The sequence below is a fragment of the Citrobacter sp. RHBSTW-00570 genome (assembly GCF_013739755.1).
GTDB classification, from domain to species: domain Bacteria; phylum Pseudomonadota; class Gammaproteobacteria; order Enterobacterales; family Enterobacteriaceae; genus Citrobacter; species Citrobacter braakii.
Genome location: NZ_CP056399.1, coordinates 4,938,656 through 4,956,454, shown reverse-complemented (window position 1 = coordinate 4,956,454; position 17,799 = coordinate 4,938,656). Strand labels below are relative to the sequence as shown.

The window sequence follows — 17,799 nt, the reverse complement described above, 5'->3', positions numbered from 1 at the left end:
TTGAACATGAAAAAATTATGGCTGGCGCTGGCTGGTATGGTTTTAGCTTTTAGCGCATCTGCAGCGCAGTTCCAGGATGGCAAACAATACATCACTCTGGAAAAGCCTGTTGCGGGTGAACCGCAAGTGTTGGAGTTCTTCTCCTTCTACTGCCCGCACTGCTATCAGTTTGAAGAAGTTCTTCACGTATCTGATAACGTGAAAAAAAAACTGCCGGAAGGCACCAAGATGACTAAGTACCACGTCGAGTTTCTGGGGCCGTTGGGCAAAGATCTGACGCAAGCTTGGGCCGTTGCTATGGCGCTGGGCGTTGAAGATCAAGTAACCGTTCCGTTGTTTGAAGGGGTTCAGAAAACCCAGACCGTTCAGTCTGTAGCTGATATCCGTAAAGTGTTTGTCGACGCGGGTATTAAAGGTGAAGACTATGATGCGGCATGGAACAGCTTCGTGGTGAAATCACTCGTGGCGCAGCAGGAAAAAGCGGCGGCTGATTTACAGCTGCAGGGCGTTCCGGCAATGTTCGTGAATGGCAAATATCAGGTAAATCCGCAGGGCATGGATACCAGCAGCATGGATATCTTTGTACAACAGTATGCGGATACCGTGAAGTATCTGGTTGGTCAGAAGTAAAAGCAAAAGCCGGTCACTTGTGCTGACCGGCTTTTTCATTTGAAGCTTTAATCGCGTCGAGCTGCGCGTCTTTCTCACTCCACAGCGTATTAAGCCATAGCTGAAACCGACGCTTGAATCCCTTATCGTTCACGTAATCACCGTGCAACCCTTCATGAATTGGCTCCAGATTTACCCGCACGACAATACGCGTTAGCTTACCGCTCAGCATATCGTAGAACGGTCGGCTGCTATTTTCCGGATAGCACAACGTGACGTTCAACATTTTATCGAACTGTGACCCCAGTACGTTCAATGCCATCGCAATACCGGCCGCCTTTGGAGGGAGCAAGTTTTGATAAGGAGAGCGGGTTTGCTCACGTTTCTCTTTGGTAAAGCGTGAACCTTCGACAAAATTCACAATAGTTGTCGGGTGTACGCGAAACTTCTCGCAGGAACGACGCGTTGTTTCGACATCTTTACCGCGCCGTTCTGGATGACGGAGCAGGTAGCCACGCGAATAGCGTTTCATAAACGGCATATCCAGCGCCCAGCAGGCCAGGCCAATAAAGGGCACCCAGGCCAGTTGTTGCTTGAGGAAATATTTATTCATGGGGATGTGCTTACGGAACAGAACGCAAAGCACAACGATGTCAGCCCAGCTGTAATGGTTACAAATGAGCAGATACCAGTTTTTCTTGCTAAGACCTTCCAGCCCCTCGACATCCCACTTCAGTCGCGGATTGAGGTGTAGCAGTAGCGCCAGACCTTCACACCAGCAGTACATCATGAAATTACAGAAGACAGAAACCTTGCGCCAGACAACGGGAACGGGCAAAAGGAGTTTTACAACCCCGGCAAGGATGATCGGCACAGAACAAAAAATCGTGACCAATATGGTCAATACGATACTCAGCAACAGCGTTATCGCAGCGAGTATTCTCGTCATAATTAAATTATTCAAAAGGTTAGCCATAGATAGTGCGCTAAAGAGGCGCAAGGGGCTGATTTTATCAGAAAACGAACCAAATGATGGATCTTCCCTGAATAGAAAAAAAGGGAATATCTATCCACATCAGGATATAAGCTGTATAAATGGAATAAAATACTACGCATTTATTTAAGCTTATGAAATATATGTATAAAATAAATGATGTGTTAATTTTATTGCTATATTTAAAGAGCTGAAAATTATTTATTCACAAAGTTATCCACAGTCTTCTTTGCGATCAAAGCAGAAGATCTACAAAAGTTTTTCGACAAATGCGGCGAAAAACTCATGTTTTCATCCTGTCTGTGGCATCCTTTACCCATAATCTGATAAACAGGCACGGACATTATGGTTCAGATCCCAGAAAACCCACTTATCCTTGTAGATGGCTCCTCTTACCTGTATCGCGCATACCATGCGTTCCCGCCGCTGACTAACAGTGCAGGAGAACCTACTGGCGCGATGTATGGTGTCCTCAACATGCTGCGTAGTTTGATTCTGCAATATCAGCCGACCCATGCTGCGGTGGTATTCGACGCTAAGGGTAAAACCTTCCGTGATGAGTTATTCGAACACTACAAGTCACACCGCCCACCCATGCCGGACGATCTGCGTGCGCAGATTGAGCCTCTGCATGCGATGGTAAAAGCGATGGGATTGCCACTGCTGGCCGTTTCGGGCGTGGAAGCAGACGATGTCATTGGTACGCTGGCGCGGGAAGCAGAGAAGGCGGGGCGTCCGGTGCTGATTAGTACCGGTGATAAAGATATGGCTCAGTTGGTGACGCCGAATATCACCCTGATCAACACCATGACCAATACGATCCTCGGCCCGGATGAAGTGGTGAATAAATATGGTGTTCCACCAGAACTGATCATCGATTTCCTGGCGCTGATGGGGGATTCCTCAGATAACATTCCAGGCGTTCCTGGCGTAGGTGAAAAAACCGCGCAGGCTCTGCTGCAGGGGCTGGGTGGGCTGGATACCCTCTATGCTGAATCAGACAAAATTGCGGGGCTGACTTTCCGTGGTGCGAAAACTATGGCGGGCAAGCTTGAGCAGAATAAAGAGGTAGCGTACCTCTCTTATCAATTGGCTACCATCAAAACGGATGTTGAACTGGAGTTGACCTGCGAGCAGTTGGAAGTACGTCAGCCGGCAGCGGATGAACTACTTGGCCTGTTTAAACAGTACGAATTCAAGCGTTGGGTTACTGACGTTGAAGCGGGTAAATGGCTACAGGCGAAAGGAACGAAGCCGGCGGCAAAACCACAGGAAACTATCGCCGTCGATGAAACGCCTGAGGGGCCGGCCACGGTTCTCTCGTATGATAACTATGTGACAATTCTGGATGAAGCGACGCTGGAAGAGTGGATTGCGAAGCTGAAAAAAGCGCCTGTCTTTGCCTTCGATACTGAAACTGACAGCCTGGACAACATCTCCGCGAATCTTGTTGGCCTGTCTTTTGCCATTGAACCGGGTGTGGCTGCATATGTTCCTGTTGCTCACGATTACCTGGACGCCCCCGATCAGATCGCTCGCGACCGCGCGCTGGCATTGCTGAAGCCGCTGCTGGAAGATGAGAACGCGCATAAAGTCGGGCAAAACCTGAAGTATGATCGCGGTATCCTGGCGAACTATGGCATCGAACTGCGTGGCATCACCTTTGACACCATGCTCGAATCCTACATTCTTAACAGTGTCGCTGGCCGACACGATATGGACAGCCTCTCGGACCGCTGGCTGAAACATAAAACCATCACCTTTGAAGAGATCGCCGGAAAGGGCAAAAACCAGCTGACTTTTAACCAGATAGCGCTGGAAGAAGCCGGACGTTACGCTGCAGAAGACGCCGACGTTACGCTACAGCTCCATCTCAAAATGTGGCCAGAATTGCAGCAGCATAAAGGACCGCTGAACGTCTTTGAAAATATCGATATGCCGCTGGTTCCTGTTTTGTCTCGCGTTGAACGCAACGGTGTGAAAATCGATCCGGCTGTTCTGCACAAACATTCAGAAGAGCTGACGCTGCGTTTGAACGAGCTGGAGCAAAAAGCGCACGAGATCGCCGGAGAAGCGTTTAACCTCTCTTCCACCAAGCAACTGCAAACTATCCTGTTTGAAAAGCAGGGTATTAAGCCGCTGAAGAAAACCCCTGGCGGTGCGCCATCAACGTCGGAAGAGGTACTGGAAGAGCTCGCGCTCGATTACCCATTGCCGAAAGTGATCCTGGAATATCGCGGCTTAGCAAAACTGAAGTCGACCTATACGGATAAGCTTCCGTTGATGATTAACAAGAAAACCGGGCGCGTGCACACCTCCTATCACCAGGCGGTGACCGCTACTGGGCGCTTATCATCCACGGATCCAAACCTGCAGAACATCCCGGTACGTAATGACGAAGGTCGTCGTATTCGTCAGGCGTTTATTGCGCCAGAAGACTACGTGATTGTCTCTGCAGACTACTCACAGATTGAGCTGCGTATCATGGCGCATCTCTCGCGTGATAAAGGTCTGCTTACCGCATTTGCCGAAGGGAAAGATATTCACCGCGCAACGGCGGCGGAAGTCTTTGGCTTACCGCTGGATTCCGTGACTGGTGAACAACGCCGCAGCGCGAAAGCTATCAACTTCGGTCTGATCTACGGGATGAGTGCCTTTGGTTTGGCGCGCCAGTTGAATATTCCGCGTAAAGAAGCACAGAAGTACATGGACCTCTACTTCGAACGCTACCCTGGCGTGCTGGAATATATGGAACGCACCCGTGCACAGGCAAAAGAGCAAGGTTATGTCGAAACGCTGGAAGGGCGTCGTCTCTATTTACCGGATATTAAATCCAGTAATGGCGCTCGTCGCGCTGGTGCAGAGCGCGCGGCAATTAACGCCCCGATGCAGGGTACTGCCGCAGACATTATCAAACGAGCCATGATTGCGGTGGACGGATGGCTGCAAACCGAGCAACCACGTGTGCGCATGATCATGCAGGTACACGATGAACTGGTGTTTGAAGTGCATAAAGATGACCTCGAAAGCGTCTCTAAAAAGATCCATCAACTGATGGAAAACGAGACCCAGATTGATGTGCCGTTGCTGGTGGAAGTCGGTAGTGGTGAAAACTGGGATCAGGCGCACTAAGGGTTTACTGAATAACGCCCCTTTTTCGTAACTAAGCAACATAAGATAGAACTTTTTGTGATGTCCATTAGAATTCCCTATGTAAGGAATGAAAAAAAATTACAAAAAGTGCTTTCTGAGCTGCTCAAAAAAGAGTAAAGTTATTCACGTAGGGTACAGAGGTAAGATGTTCTATCTTTCAGACCTTTTACTTCACGTAATCGGATTTGGCTGAATATTTTAGCCGCCCCAGTCAGTAATGACTGGGGCGTTTTTTATTGTGCGAAAGAAAAGTTTCGTACAGGCTGTAGGCCGGATAAGACGCGCAGCGGCGCTATCCGGCATATCGGTGGGTTACTCCCCGTCCTGCATCTCTTCAATCGGCGCCAGTTCACTAAACCAGCTATCCAGCTTCTGCCGAAGTTTGTCCACGCCCAGTTTTTTCAGTGATGAAAATGCTTCTACCTGTACATCACCGTTAAATGCCAGTACGGCTTCACGTACCATATTCAACTGGGCTTTGCGCGCACCGCTGGCCAGCTTGTCTGCTTTAGTCAGCAGTACCAGAACCTGAACGTTGCTCTCAACCGCCCACAGGATCATCTGCTGGTCGAGGTCTTTTAGCGGGTGACGAATATCCATCAATACCACCAGACCTTGCAGGCTCTGACGTTTTTCCAGATATTCAGCCAGCGCGCGCTGCCATTTGCGCTTCATCTCTTCCGGAACTTCGGCATAACCGTATCCTGGCAAATCGACCAGGCGTTTGCCGTCAACGACTTCAAACAAGTTGATGAGCTGAGTACGACCCGGCGTTTTAGATGTACGCGCCAGACTCTTTTGATTCGTCAGGGTATTTAGCGCACTGGATTTGCCTGCGTTGGAACGGCCAGCAAAAGCCACTTCGATACCGGTATCGGAAGGTAAGTGGCGAATATCAGGCGCACTCATCACAAAGTGCGTCTGTTGATAATTCAAGTTAGTCAAAGCAGTCCTCTCCATCAATCAGGGCTTTGCAGCGATTATACCTGAACCCCAGCAAAAGGCTGGTTTTTCGACGCGTAGGCTATGTAAGTAAAAACCTCGCACTTTGTGAGACATTGCCGATAGTTTCTATACGAGATGACAGAGTAAAAAATGACGTAACTAAAATAAATCATATAGTTAAGATAAGGCACTATTCTTAAAGTCCGAAATTGTTACCCAGGTTACTTGTACGTTTAAACCAAAGCGGTAAAGTAGCGCCCATAGCGAGGAAGCTGACAGGATAGTCGACTCAGGATGAGGGTCAGGAGCGCCAGGAGGCGAAGACACAGGATTGTCAGGGAGACAAACGTCTGGAGACGTTAGTAAAAGGAAATGGAAACAACACGGAATGTTTCAGGCTAAGGGAAAAACAGGGTGTGTTGATAGCCAACAAGGATTGTAGAGCCCGTAAGGGTTGAGAGTCAGGAAAAAAGGCGACAGATTACTCTGTCGCCTTTTTTCTTTATTTCTGCTAGATTCCGGCGCAATTATATACTGAATAAAACAGCCAAAGACGAATCATGATGAAACCAACTTCTACACCACGCGGTAAAGGTCCTGCAAAAGCGCGTCGTAAAACACGCGAAGAAATTAATCAGGAAGCTCGCGACCGTAAGCGCCAGAAAAAACACCGTGGTCATGCGGCGGGTAGCCGTGCGTCCGGTAGCGAAGGCGCATCTGGTGGCGGAAACCAAAATAAGCAAAAAGATCCTCGTATTGGCAGCAAAAACCCCATTCCATTGGGCGTGACGGAAAAAGTCACCAAACAGCACAAACCGAAGAGTGAGAAACCTATGCTTTCACCACAGGCTGAGTTGGATTTACTGGAAACGGATGAGCGCCTGGATGCGCTGCTGGAGCGTCTTGAAGCAGGAGAAACCCTGAGCGCGGAAGATCAGACCTGGGTTGATGCCAAGCTGGACCGCATCGATGAGCTGATGCAAAAGCTGGGTCTTTCTTACGATGACGAGGAAGAAGAGGAAGAGGAAGAAAAGCAGGAAGACATGATGCGTCTGCTGAAAGGCGGCAACTAACGGTTTTACACCGTGGGTCTTCCCGTCCTGCTTATAACCCTTCCGGTTATATGTTATCTGGTGTGGTTATTCGTTAAACTACAGCGGTTGTCGCGGCGACAGAAGTGGCTGCGCAACCGGCTTATCACCCGCACTGGGGTTAAGCCGGTACGCCGTACCCGCCAGAGACGCCATCGGAAGGAGTGAGCATGTCAGAGCAGTTAATAGACTGGGACCTGGCCCTGATCCAGAAATATAATTATTCCGGGCCACGATATACCTCGTACCCGACCGCGCTGGAGTTTTCTGAAGACTACGGCACAGAAGCATTTCTAAAGGCCGTGGCGCGTTATCCTGAGCGTCCGCTCTCGCTGTACGTTCACATCCCGTTCTGCCACAAACTGTGCTACTTCTGTGGCTGCAACAAGATTGTGACTCGCCAGCAGCATAAAGCAGATCAATATCTCGATGCCCTGGAACAAGAAATTATCCATCGCGCACCGCTGTTCGCCGGACGCCATGTCAGCCAGCTGCACTGGGGCGGCGGCACGCCAACGTATCTGAATAAAGCGCAAATCAGCCGTTTGATGTCACTGCTGCGTGGCAATTTCAACTTTAACGACGATGCCGAAATCTCGATCGAAGTGGATCCGCGTGAAATCGAGCTGGATGTCCTTGATCATTTACGCGCTGAAGGTTTTAACCGTTTGAGCATGGGAGTGCAGGACTTCAACAAAGAAGTCCAGCGCCTGGTGAACCGTGAGCAGGATGAGGAGTTTATCTTTGCGCTGCTGAATCATGCGCGGGAGATTGGCTTTACCTCAACGAATATCGATCTGATTTATGGCCTGCCAAAACAGACGCCAGAGAGCTTCGCCTTTACCCTGAAACGCGTGGCTGAGCTGAATCCAGACCGTCTGAGCGTCTTTAACTACGCGCACCTGCCGACGCTGTTTGCTGCCCAGCGCAAGATTAAAGATGCCGACCTGCCCAGCGCGCAGCAGAAGCTGGATATCCTGCAGGAGACCATCTCTTCACTGACCGAAACTGGCTATCAGTTCATTGGCATGGATCACTTTGCCCGCCCGGATGACGAACTGGCCATTGCTCAACGCGAGGGCGTTTTGCATCGCAATTTCCAGGGCTATACCACCCAGGGGGATACCGATCTGCTGGGGATGGGCGTATCGGCCATCAGTATGATTGGCGACAACTACGCGCAGAATCAGAAAGAGTTGAAGCACTATTACCAGCAGGTAGACGAGCAGGGGAATGCGCTGTGGCGCGGAATTGCCCTGACCCGCGACGACTGCATTCGTCGGGATGTTATTAAGCTCCTGATCTGCAATTTCCGCCTCGACTATGCCGCCGTGGAACAACAATGGGATCTGAACTTCGCTGACTATTTTGCCGAAGACCTGAAACTGCTGGCGCCGCTGGCGAAAGATGGGCTGGTGGATGTGGATGAGAAGGGGATTCAGGTTACGCCGAAGGGGCGTCTGCTGATTCGTAATATTTGCATGTGCTTCGATGCATATCTGCGCCAGAAAGCGCGTTTGCAGCAGTTCTCGCGCGTTATTTAGCCGGGTTGCCCGGTGGCGCTTCGCTTACCGGGCCTACGAAATCTCAATACGTAGGTCGGGTAAGCGAAGCGCCACCCGACAAACCCGCTAGCTGAACAGCCCAACCAGCGCCGCACACAGCACGGCGGCAACCGCAGTTTGTGGCGTATGGCTTTCGACCGCACCGCTCGATAGCAGATTTATCATTGATTCCAGCATGATGACTTCCCCCCGTTTGCCGGGCACGATCATACTTAACTCATCGGAACAGTAAAGCGCAAAATAGCAGCAATTTGCGCTCAATTATCAATCTTTACACAGTGACCGATCGTCACTCCATTCCGAGTTCTTTTAACTTTCGCGTCAAGGTATTACGGCCCCAACCGAGCAGCCGTGCCGCTTCCTGTTTATGCCCCTGGGTATGGCGTAGCGCGGTGGTCAACAGCGTGCGCTCCATCTCCGGTTGAGCCTCTGAAAGCAGGTTTTGATGACCGGAACGTAATGCCCGATCCGCCCACTGTGCCAACAGGGTTGCCCAGCTGTCTGGCTGCATATGGGACGGTGCGTCAGGCACGGTGGTTTCAAACAGTTCGGTCGGTAAGTCCTGAATGAGTACTTCCTGTCCGGCGGCCATTACGGTTAACCAGCGACAGGTATTCTCAAGCTGACGCACGTTTCCCGGCCATGACAGACGGGTGAGCGCCGCCTCGGTTTCAGTGTGTAATTGCTTGGCTTCTACTCCGAGTTCGCGGGCGGCCTCCTGCAGGAAATGACGCGCCAGGCGTGGGATATCTTCCCGACGTTCGCGCAGTGGCGGCAGATGCACCCGGATGACGTTCAGGCGATGGAATAAGTCCTCACGGAATTTGCCTTCCTGCACCCGCAGTTCCAGGTTCTGGTGCGTGGCGGCGATAATACGTACGTCCACCTTCACAGGCGCATAACCGCCAACGCGGTAAAACTGTCCATCGGCTAATACGCGCAATAAACGTGTCTGCACGTCCAGCGGCATATCGCCAATTTCATCGAGGAACAGCGTGCCGCCGTCTGCCTGTTCAAAGCGCCCCTGACGAATCGTATTCGCCCCGGTAAACGCCCCTTTTTCATGGCCAAACAGCTCAGACTCGATCAAATCTTTCGGAATAGCAGCCATGTTCAGCGCGATAAACGGTGCTTTGACGCGCGGACTATGACGGTGCAACGCATGGGCGACCAGCTCTTTACCGGTCCCGGACTCTCCGTTAATCAATACGCTGATTGAAGAACGGGACAGGCGACCAATAATGCGAAAGACGTCTTGCATTGCCGGTGCTTCGCCTATGATGTCGGTTGTTGGGCCGTTGATTTGAATATTACGCGGCTGCTGCTGTTCCTGATAATGGCTGATGGCGCGTTCGACCAGCGCCACGGCTTCATCAATATCAAAAGGTTTGGGCAGATAATCAAACGCCCCTTGCTGGTAGGCGCTGACGGCAGCATCCAGATCGGAGTGTGCGGTCATTATGATGACCGGAAGCATCGGATGCCGCTGTTTGATCTGTTTTAACAGCGTCAGGCCGTCCATGCCCGGCATACGGATATCCGACAGTAGTACGTCCGGCGTTTTGCTGGCCAGCGCGTCCAGTACCTCTTTACCACTCTCAAATGTAGTGCAACTTAGTCCTGCCCCTGCGAGCGCACGTTCAAGCACCCAACGGATGGAACTATCGTCATCAACTACCCAGACTATTCCTCGTTGCATAAACGTCACCTTTATTTCCTGATAGGCAGGTAAACCGAGAACTCGGTATGACCCGGCCAACTGGTAAATTCAATTTTGCCGGAATGTTGATCAATCAAATTACGGGCGATGGATAATCCAAGGCCGGTACCGCCTTCGCGACCGCTGACCATTGGGTAGAACAGCGTGTCCTGCAAATGCGAGGGAATTCCCGGGCCGTTATCCTCAACATCAATCCGCGCCGCCAGACGATAACGCATACCGTGCAGCGTGAGCTGAAACGCGGTGCGGGTACGCAGAATAATTTCGCCGCCTTCCGGTCCCAGCGCCTGCAAAGCATTGCGCACGATGTTCAGCAAAACCTGCTCGATCTGGTCCGGGTCGTGCAGTAATTCAGGCAGACTCGGGTCGTAATCACGAATCAGCGTGACGTTTTCCGGCAGCTCCATCGAGACCAGCGCTACCACGCGCTCCGCCACTTTGTGAATACTTTCCGTGACGTGCATTCCCGGCTGTTGCGGTCCCAGCAGACGGTCGACCAGATTACGCAGGCGGTCGGCCTGCTCAATAATGACTTTGGTATATTCGGTCAGCGCCGGGTCCGGAAGCGCTTTACTGAGCAGTTGCGCCGCGCCGCGTAATCCACCCAGCGGGTTTTTAATTTCGTGCGCCAGGCCGCGCACCAGATCGCGGGCAGCGATCTGCTGGGCGTGCTGGAGCTGTTCCTGGCTCAGACGGCGCTGGTTATCCATTGGCGCCATCTCCAGCAGGATAAGGCCATCAGGCAGCCTCTGAGCGGTCACAGAGAGGATGTGTGAGTGGCTATCTATCACCAGCGTCACTTCGTTATCCGTAAAGCCCTGGCCTGCTTCCAGGCTCTCTCGCATCAGCCCGATGTTTAAGGAGAAATAACTCAACAGATCGGGAAGTGGGGTACCAAACAGTTTGCGGGAGCTTTGGGCGAGCAGCTGTTGTGCCGCCGGGTTGGCGTAATGTACCGCCAGCTCATCGTCGACGAGTAAGATGCTGTTGATTAAAGAATTGAGGATCTGCCCAGCATCGGGCAGCGTGCCGGTTGCCATTCAGCGTCTCCTGAAAAGTGTTGCACCAATTTAGTGCATTATAGCTTTTTACATCAAAAAAGCGCGAGGAAGCAGGTTGTTAGTGGAGAAAAAAGCCCATCCTGGGATGGGCTAAAAGTTCCACGGCAACTTAAAGACTCTATATTTTTCTTGCTACAGCCGCGTGGGTCGCAACAAGAAATCTACGGAGTATTGGTACTAATTAAACGCTGTAGTACAGCTCAAACTCTACCGGGTGCGGAGTCATGCGCACGCGGTCATCTTCTTCGCGACGCAGCGTAATGTACGCATCGATCGCTTCATTGGTGAACACGCCACCTGCAGTCAGGAACTCACGGTCCAGATCCAGTTCTTTCAGTGCTTCTTCCAGAGAACCTGCAACCTGTGGGATCTCTTTCGCTTCTTCCGGCGGCAGGTCGTACAGGTTTTTATCCATGGCTTCGCCCGGGTGGATCTTGTTCTTAATACCGTCAAGACCCGCCATCAGCAGTGCTGCGAAGCACAGGTACGGGTTAGCAGCCGGGTCCGGGAAACGCACTTCGATACGACGCGCTTTCGGAGAAGCCACTACCGGAATACGGATAGAAGCAGAACGGTTACGGGCAGAGTAAGCCAGCATTACCGGCGCTTCGTAGCCTGGGACCAGACGCTTGTAAGAGTTGGTGGTTGGGTTAGCCAGGGCGTTGATCGCTTTAGCGTGTTTGATTACGCCGCCGATGTAGAACAGCGCCTGCTCAGACAGACCCGCATATTTGTCGCCAGAGAACAGGTTTACGCCGTTCTTGGACAGAGACATGTGGCAGTGCATACCGGAACCGTTATCGCCAAACATAGGTTTTGGCATAAAGGTCGCGGTTTTACCGAAACGGTGAGCGACGTTGTGAACCACATATTTGTAGATCTGAATTTCGTCCGCTTTTTTGGTCATGGTGTTAAAGCGGGTCGCGATTTCGTTCTGACCTGCGGTCGCCACTTCGTGGTGATGCGCTTCAACAACCAGGCCCATTTCTTCCATGATCAGACACATGGTAGAACGGATGTCCTGAGAAGAATCTACCGGAGGAACTGGGAAGTAACCGCCTTTCACGCCAGGACGGTGACCTTTGTTACCACCTTCGTATTTGGTGGAGGAGTTCCATGCGCCTTCGATGTCATCGATAGCCACGTGGGAACCGGAAATGGACGCGCCGAAACGGATGTCGTCAAACAGGAAGAACTCTGGCTCAGGCCCGAACAGAACGGTGTCTGCGATGCCGGTAGAACGCAGATACTCTTCAGCGCGTTTAGCGATGGAGCGCGGGTCGCGGTCGTAGCCCTGCAGCGTACCAGGTTCCAGGATATCGCAACGGATGATCAGGGTGGACTCTTCATAGAACGGGTCGATGAGTGCAGTAGACGCATCTGGCATCAGAACCATGTCTGATTCGTTAATGCCTTTCCAGCCACCGATTGAGGAGCCGTCAAACATTTTGCCTTCTTCAAAGAATTCGGCATTTACCTGATGAGCAGGAATAGTGACGTGCTGTTCTTTACCTTTGGTATCAGTGAAGCGTAAATCAACAAACTTCACTTCGTGTTCGTTCAGCATCGTCAAAACGTGTTCAGCGGACATACTTACTCTCCCGGATTGGTCATGGTCGTCGTGGTAACGAAGTCTTCAATTCTGCAAAAAATTGGCCGTGTCGCCGTAAAAAATATAAAGCGAAATCTGTGCCAACTTTTAAATTGCCCCTAAAAGGCGTTATCATGCGCACTATCGTGCAAAGGGGCTGCACCATGAAGATTGTATTGCACCATTATAGTGCTTTAATGTGAACATTAAGCACCATAATGGTGCAAAGCATGTCAGATTACCCCTTTTAACGCTCCGTGAATGTGATCACAAAGAAACTCTGCAATACTTGTTTGCGGAGGATGTTTGTGATCCTGTTTTGTACTGCGATTAATCCGTGTACAATAACGCGCTATTTCTAAAATGCCTGAGGCAAAGTTGTGATCGAAAATTTGCGTAACATCGCCATCATCGCGCACGTAGACCATGGTAAAACGACCCTGGTAGACAAGCTGCTCCAACAATCCGGTACGTTCGATGCACGTGCTGAAACCCAAGAGCGCGTGATGGACTCCAACGATTTGGAGAAAGAGCGTGGGATTACCATCCTCGCTAAAAACACCGCTATCAAATGGAATGACTACCGTATCAACATCGTTGATACCCCAGGGCACGCCGACTTCGGTGGTGAAGTTGAACGTGTAATGTCCATGGTCGACTCCGTGCTGCTGGTGGTGGATGCAATGGATGGTCCGATGCCGCAGACGCGCTTCGTGACCAAAAAAGCCTTTGCCCATGGCCTGAAGCCAATTGTTGTTATCAACAAAGTTGACCGCCCTGGCGCGCGTCCTGACTGGGTTGTTGATCAGGTATTTGACCTGTTCGTTAACCTCGACGCTACCGACGAACAGCTGGACTTCCCGATCGTTTACGCTTCCGCGCTGAACGGTATCGCAGGTCTGGATCACGAAGATATGGCTGAAGACATGACTCCGCTGTATCAGACCATCGTTGATCGTGTTCCGGCTCCAAGCGTAGACCTTGATGGCCCGCTGCAGATGCAAATCTCTCAGCTGGACTACAACAACTACGTTGGCGTAATCGGCATCGGCCGTATCAAACGCGGTAAAGTTAAACCGAACCAGCAGATCACTATCATTGATAGCGAAGGCAAAACCCGTAACGGTAAAGTCGGTAAAGTTCTGACCCATCTGGGTCTGGAACGTATCGAGAGTGATATTGCCGAAGCGGGCGATATCATCGCGATCACCGGTCTGGGCGAACTGAACATCTCCGACACCATCTGCGACCCGCAGAACGTCGAAGCGCTGCCGGCTCTGTCCGTTGATGAACCGACCGTAACCATGTTCTTCTGCGTAAACACCTCCCCGTTCTGTGGTAAAGAAGGTAAATATGTTACCTCTCGTCAGATCCTTGACCGCCTGAACAAAGAGCTGGTGCACAACGTTGCGCTGCGCGTCGAAGAAACCGAAGATGCGGATGCGTTCCGTGTATCCGGTCGTGGTGAGCTGCACCTGTCTGTTCTGATCGAGAACATGCGTCGTGAAGGTTTCGAAATGGCGGTTTCCCGTCCGAAAGTAATCTTCCGCGAAATCGACGGCCGTAAACAAGAGCCGTTCGAAAACGTAACGCTGGACGTCGAAGAGCAGCATCAGGGTTCTGTCATGCAGGCTCTGGGTGAGCGTAAAGGCGACCTGAAAAACATGAATCCAGATGGCAAAGGCCGCGTACGTCTTGACTACGTGATCCCAAGCCGTGGTCTGATCGGCTTCCGTTCAGAATTCATGACCATGACCTCCGGTACCGGTCTGCTGTACTCCACCTTCAGCCACTACGACGATGTTCGTGCGGGTGATGTGGGTCAGCGTCAGAACGGCGTACTGATCTCCAATGGCCAGGGTAAAGCAGTTGCGTTCGCACTGTTCAGCCTGCAGGACCGCGGTAAGCTGTTCCTGGGTCACGGTGCTGAAGTTTACGAAGGCCAGATCATCGGTATTCACAGCCGCTCTAACGACCTGACTGTAAACTGCCTGACCGGTAAGAAACTGACCAACATGCGTGCGTCCGGTACTGACGAAGCAACGGTTCTGGTTCCGCCGGTTAAGATGACTCTGGAGCAGGCTCTGGAATTCATTGATGACGACGAACTGGTAGAAGTTACCCCAACCTCTATCCGTATCCGTAAGCGTCACCTGACTGAAAACGATCGTCGCCGTGCAATGCGTGGCGCGAAAGAAGAGTAATTAACGCTCTTTCTCAGTTAAGCATAAAAAAGCCGCTGATTTCAGCGGCTTTTTTTATCTAAAAGATCAGGTTGTTTCCTGCTCTGCAATGACTAGCTCAATATTTTCTAAATCAAGCAATTGCTTGAATGAATTTGGTGGTTGGGAATCGGTAAAAAATGCCCGAATTTTACGCATATTACCGATGGATACAGCGGCTGAGGCGGTAAACTTAGTATGATCAGCAACTAACAGCGTATTACGTGCATGCTTAATCATCGTTTTGGCGACAAGCGCTTCGTTAACGTCAAATTCCAATAGTGTGCCGTCTTCCTCAATGGCACCAATACTGGTAATCAAATAGTCGGCTCTAAATCCTTCAATAAAGTTCACTGCTCCTGGACCAACAATACCACCATTATGAGCACGTAATGTTCCACCGGGTACCATGACCTCAAGATCTTGATTCTTATATAAGATCTGCGCAACGCGAAGACTGTTAGTAATTATGCGTAGGTCCCGGCGGTTCAGCAAAGCTCGTGCGACGGCTTCTACCGTAGTACCAATGGTAATAAAAACCGTGCAGCGTTCAGGAAGATAATCAGCAACAGCCTCCGCTATCGCTTCTTTTTCCTGAATGAGGGACAACTCTCGCTGTTCGAAGGCGGTATTCATGATGCTGGATACACGTCCGGCTCCACCATGGTGTCGGGTGATCAGACCCTGTTCACTCAACTTACGAATATCTCGGCGCACGGTTTGTGTGGAAACATCCAGCAATTGTGCGAGCTCTTCAATATTCATATAGCCGCGTTCTGAAATGTAATGAACAAGTTGATCGTGACGCGGATTACCGGTGACTTCAATGATGCTCATGAATACTCCTGGACCTCTTCCCCGTAATTGTCGGCTATTTTACGCATAAAGTGACAAAAATGATTCGGTTTGCGCACGATTAGGAATTCCGGCTCGTCCGCCTGCCTGAGTGCATTTCATCGCCGCCACAGCACTTGCGAAACGGATAGCTTGATCAGTAGACATTTTCTCTGCGAGAGCTGCCGCCATAGCACCGTGGAAAACATCGCCTGCCCCAGTTGTATCCACAACATTGACAGAAAATGCAGTTTGTTGGCACGTTTGCCCATTTTCAATCCATAGTGATCCTTCACTACCAAGCGTAACGTACACTTTACCATTGGTATGCTTAGAGGCCAGTTTAAGTGCCAGTTGTGCATCATTCTGCCCTGTCATTCTCTTCAGACCTGGGGTTGAAAAAACTGCATGGTCGGCAAGTGCTACCAATGGGGTTATGTCTTGTGGAGTCATATCGGCATCCAGCAGTGTTGGGACACCTGCGGCACGTGCCAGCTCGAAGGATTTCAACGTCCCTTCATGCCAACGTACATCGGCCAGAACGATGTCATATCGAGAAAAATCAATCGACTCCAACCACTGAGCATCTGTACCAAGATCTGGGCTTGGATAGTTCACGATGATGCGTTCTCCGTGCTGATCGACCAATATTGCGGACTGAGATGAACGGGAATTCGGGTATTGCCGACAAAACTCGGTATTAACCCCCCAGACCTGAAGTTCGTTAAGCAAAGTATTCCCGCAACTGTCATCGCCTACGCGACCTATAAAATCAACGTCAATACCGAGCCGGGCAATGGCGACAGCCGCTGTTGCGGCTGGGCCGCCACCTGTTTCAAGGTATTGATTAGATTGATATTTACCCCCGCCATTGGGCAGGTCGTTTAAAGAATAAATACGGTCCTGAACGGTGATTCCAATACAAGCAATTCTGGTCATATTTGTTTATTCCTGTGTGATCTTGTCTTCTTTTGTTCATTTTAATGACATAAATGATCAAATTAGTGACATGTGTCTTGTTTTTAGTCATAAATTACAAATATGCTCAAAAACAGACGAAAACGAATTTTTAATTGTAATTATTTTGTCAACCTGAGACAGGAGAGCATTCATGACAACCGTTGCATTTTTGGGCTTGGGCCAGATGGGCAGCCCAATGGCTAATAATCTATTGCAAAAGGGACATGCTTTGCGTGTGTTCGACGTAAACCAACAGGCAGTCAATGAATTAGTACAAAAAGGTGCGACTGCTGCTCAAACCCCTGCTGAAGCCGCTAAAGATGCTGAATTCATTATCACTATGCTGCCAAATGGCGACATCGTTCGGCAAGTTCTGCTGGGTAAAGATGGCGTCAGCGAAGGCCTGTCCCCCAATGCATTGGTTATTGACATGTCCACGATTCATCCATTGCAGACCGATGCGTTGATTCATGAGATGAAAGGGAAAGGCATCAGCATGATGGATGCCCCCGTGGGCAGAACGTCAGTTAACGCGATTGACGGCACGCTGCTGATTCTTGCTGGTGGAACGCCTGAACAGGTTGAACGCGCTCGCCCTGTGCTGATGTGTATGGGAAATGAACTGGTGGAAGCTGGCGGTCCCGGTATGGGGATCCGTGTAAAGCTCATCAATAACTATATGAGTATTGCGCTGAACGCCTTGTCAGCGGAAGCCGCTGTACTTTGCGAATCATTGGGTTTGAGCCTTGATGTGGCCATTAAGGTCATGAGCGGTACTGCCGCAGGTAAGGGGCACTTTACGACAACCTGGCCTGGCAAGGTACTTAAAGGAGATCTTTCTCCGGCATTCATGGTGGACCTCGCGTTGAAAGACCTGCGTATTGCCGTCGATGTCGCTAGTCAGACCGGTGCGCCGCTCAATATGGGCATTGCAGCAGAAACCTATTACACCCGTGCCAGCGAGAACGGTCGAGGCCGTCAGGACTGGAGTGCGTTGTTATCTCAGGTTCGTCAGCAGGCTGGCCGACCAGATTCACTATAAATTTTAAACAGT

General features: G+C 50.7%; 15 protein-coding genes and 1 pseudogene. 8 read left to right on the top strand and 8 right to left on the bottom strand.

The window, feature by feature from the left end; genetic code table 11:
• Positions 1–6: 6 nt before the first annotated feature.
• Positions 7–630: a thiol:disulfide interchange protein DsbA gene (gene dsbA, locus HV237_RS23490; protein WP_016155156.1), complete on the top strand. Its 624-nt coding sequence runs from the start codon at positions 7–9 to the stop codon at positions 628–630.
• A 13-nt stretch (positions 631–643) separates the two neighbouring features.
• Here dsbA and HV237_RS23485 read toward each other — a convergent pair whose 3' ends face one another.
• Complete coding sequence (locus tag HV237_RS23485; RefSeq protein ID WP_227021787.1) at positions 644–1,504, bottom strand: acyltransferase; 861 nt, start codon at positions 1,502–1,504, stop codon at positions 644–646.
• Between HV237_RS23485 and HV237_RS26265 the strand changes: the two genes are divergently transcribed.
• Both HV237_RS26265 and polA read left to right on the top strand, forming a co-directional pair.
• Positions 1,398–1,733 carry a hypothetical protein gene (locus HV237_RS26265; RefSeq protein ID WP_240489674.1) on the top strand — a complete coding sequence of 112 codons (336 nt, stop codon included), beginning with the start codon at positions 1,398–1,400 and terminating at the stop codon, positions 1,731–1,733. The genes HV237_RS23485 and HV237_RS26265 overlap by 107 nt on opposite strands.
• A 215-nt stretch (positions 1,734–1,948) precedes the next feature.
• Complete coding sequence (polA, locus tag HV237_RS23480) at positions 1,949–4,735, top strand: DNA polymerase I (protein WP_047357795.1); 2,787 nt, start codon at positions 1,949–1,951, stop codon at positions 4,733–4,735.
• 333 nt (positions 4,736–5,068) lie between these two features.
• On the opposite strand, the gene yihA is transcribed toward polA, so the two are convergent.
• Positions 5,069–5,701, bottom strand: a complete 633-nt coding sequence (gene yihA, locus HV237_RS23475) for a ribosome biogenesis GTP-binding protein YihA/YsxC (RefSeq protein ID WP_005121851.1) — start codon at positions 5,699–5,701, stop codon at positions 5,069–5,071.
• A 209-nt stretch (positions 5,702–5,910) separates the two neighbouring features.
• On the opposite strand from yihA, the pseudogene HV237_RS23470 reads away from it, so the two are divergent.
• The 3 genes and pseudogenes from HV237_RS23470 to hemN all read left to right on the top strand — a co-directional run bounded on the left by HV237_RS23470 (position 5,911) and on the right by hemN (position 8,336).
• Positions 5,911–6,159 (top strand): annotated as a pseudogene (locus HV237_RS23470) (hypothetical protein).
• 105 nt (positions 6,160–6,264) lie between these two features.
• Positions 6,265–6,774: a Der GTPase-activating protein YihI gene (yihI, locus tag HV237_RS23465; RefSeq protein ID WP_019077947.1), complete on the top strand. Its 510-nt coding sequence runs from the start codon at positions 6,265–6,267 to the stop codon at positions 6,772–6,774.
• Positions 6,775–6,962: 188 nt separating this feature from the next.
• Positions 6,963–8,336 carry an oxygen-independent coproporphyrinogen III oxidase gene (gene hemN / locus HV237_RS23460; RefSeq protein ID WP_016157864.1) on the top strand — a complete coding sequence of 458 codons (1,374 nt, stop codon included), beginning with the start codon at positions 6,963–6,965 and terminating at the stop codon, positions 8,334–8,336.
• Positions 8,337–8,423: 87 nt separating this feature from the next.
• On the opposite strand, the gene HV237_RS23455 is transcribed toward hemN, so the two are convergent.
• The 4 genes from HV237_RS23455 to glnA form a co-directional block, all read right to left on the bottom strand.
• The gene (locus HV237_RS23455; protein ID WP_003028631.1) at positions 8,424–8,534 is read right to left on the bottom strand and encodes a YshB family small membrane protein; all 111 of its coding nucleotides are present in this window, start codon (positions 8,532–8,534) and stop codon (positions 8,424–8,426) included.
• 112 nt (positions 8,535–8,646) lie between these two features.
• Positions 8,647–10,056, bottom strand: coding sequence for a nitrogen regulation protein NR(I) (glnG, locus tag HV237_RS23450; protein ID WP_047357802.1), 1,410 nt, complete (start codon positions 10,054–10,056; stop codon positions 8,647–8,649).
• 11 nt (positions 10,057–10,067) lie between these two features.
• A complete protein-coding gene (gene glnL / locus HV237_RS23445) occupies positions 10,068–11,117 on the bottom strand; it encodes a nitrogen regulation protein NR(II) (RefSeq protein ID WP_016155163.1) in 1,050 nt (349 codons plus the stop codon).
• A 202-nt stretch (positions 11,118–11,319) separates the two neighbouring features.
• A complete protein-coding gene (gene glnA, locus HV237_RS23440; RefSeq protein ID WP_003028638.1) occupies positions 11,320–12,729 on the bottom strand; it encodes a glutamate--ammonia ligase in 1,410 nt (469 codons plus the stop codon).
• A 380-nt stretch (positions 12,730–13,109) separates the two neighbouring features.
• On the opposite strand from glnA, the gene typA reads away from it, so the two are divergent.
• Positions 13,110–14,933 (top strand): ribosome-dependent GTPase TypA, encoded by a 1,824-nt coding sequence (typA, locus tag HV237_RS23435; protein ID WP_008786988.1) that lies wholly within the window; start codon positions 13,110–13,112, stop codon positions 14,931–14,933.
• Positions 14,934–14,999: 66 nt separating this feature from the next.
• Here the strand turns inward: typA and HV237_RS23430 are convergent, their stop codons facing one another.
• Both HV237_RS23430 and HV237_RS23425 read right to left on the bottom strand, forming a co-directional pair.
• Positions 15,000–15,788, bottom strand: coding sequence for a DeoR/GlpR family DNA-binding transcription regulator (locus HV237_RS23430; RefSeq protein WP_016157865.1), 789 nt, complete (start codon positions 15,786–15,788; stop codon positions 15,000–15,002).
• A 39-nt stretch (positions 15,789–15,827) separates the two neighbouring features.
• A complete protein-coding gene (locus tag HV237_RS23425) occupies positions 15,828–16,724 on the bottom strand; it encodes a sugar kinase (protein ID WP_016157866.1) in 897 nt (298 codons plus the stop codon).
• Positions 16,725–16,896: 172 nt separating this feature from the next.
• Between HV237_RS23425 and yihU the strand changes: the two genes are divergently transcribed.
• Entirely contained in the window at positions 16,897–17,787 is an 891-nt protein-coding gene (gene yihU / locus HV237_RS23420; protein WP_047357794.1) for a sulfolactaldehyde 3-reductase, read from the top strand.
• Positions 17,788–17,799: the final 12 nt, after the last annotated feature.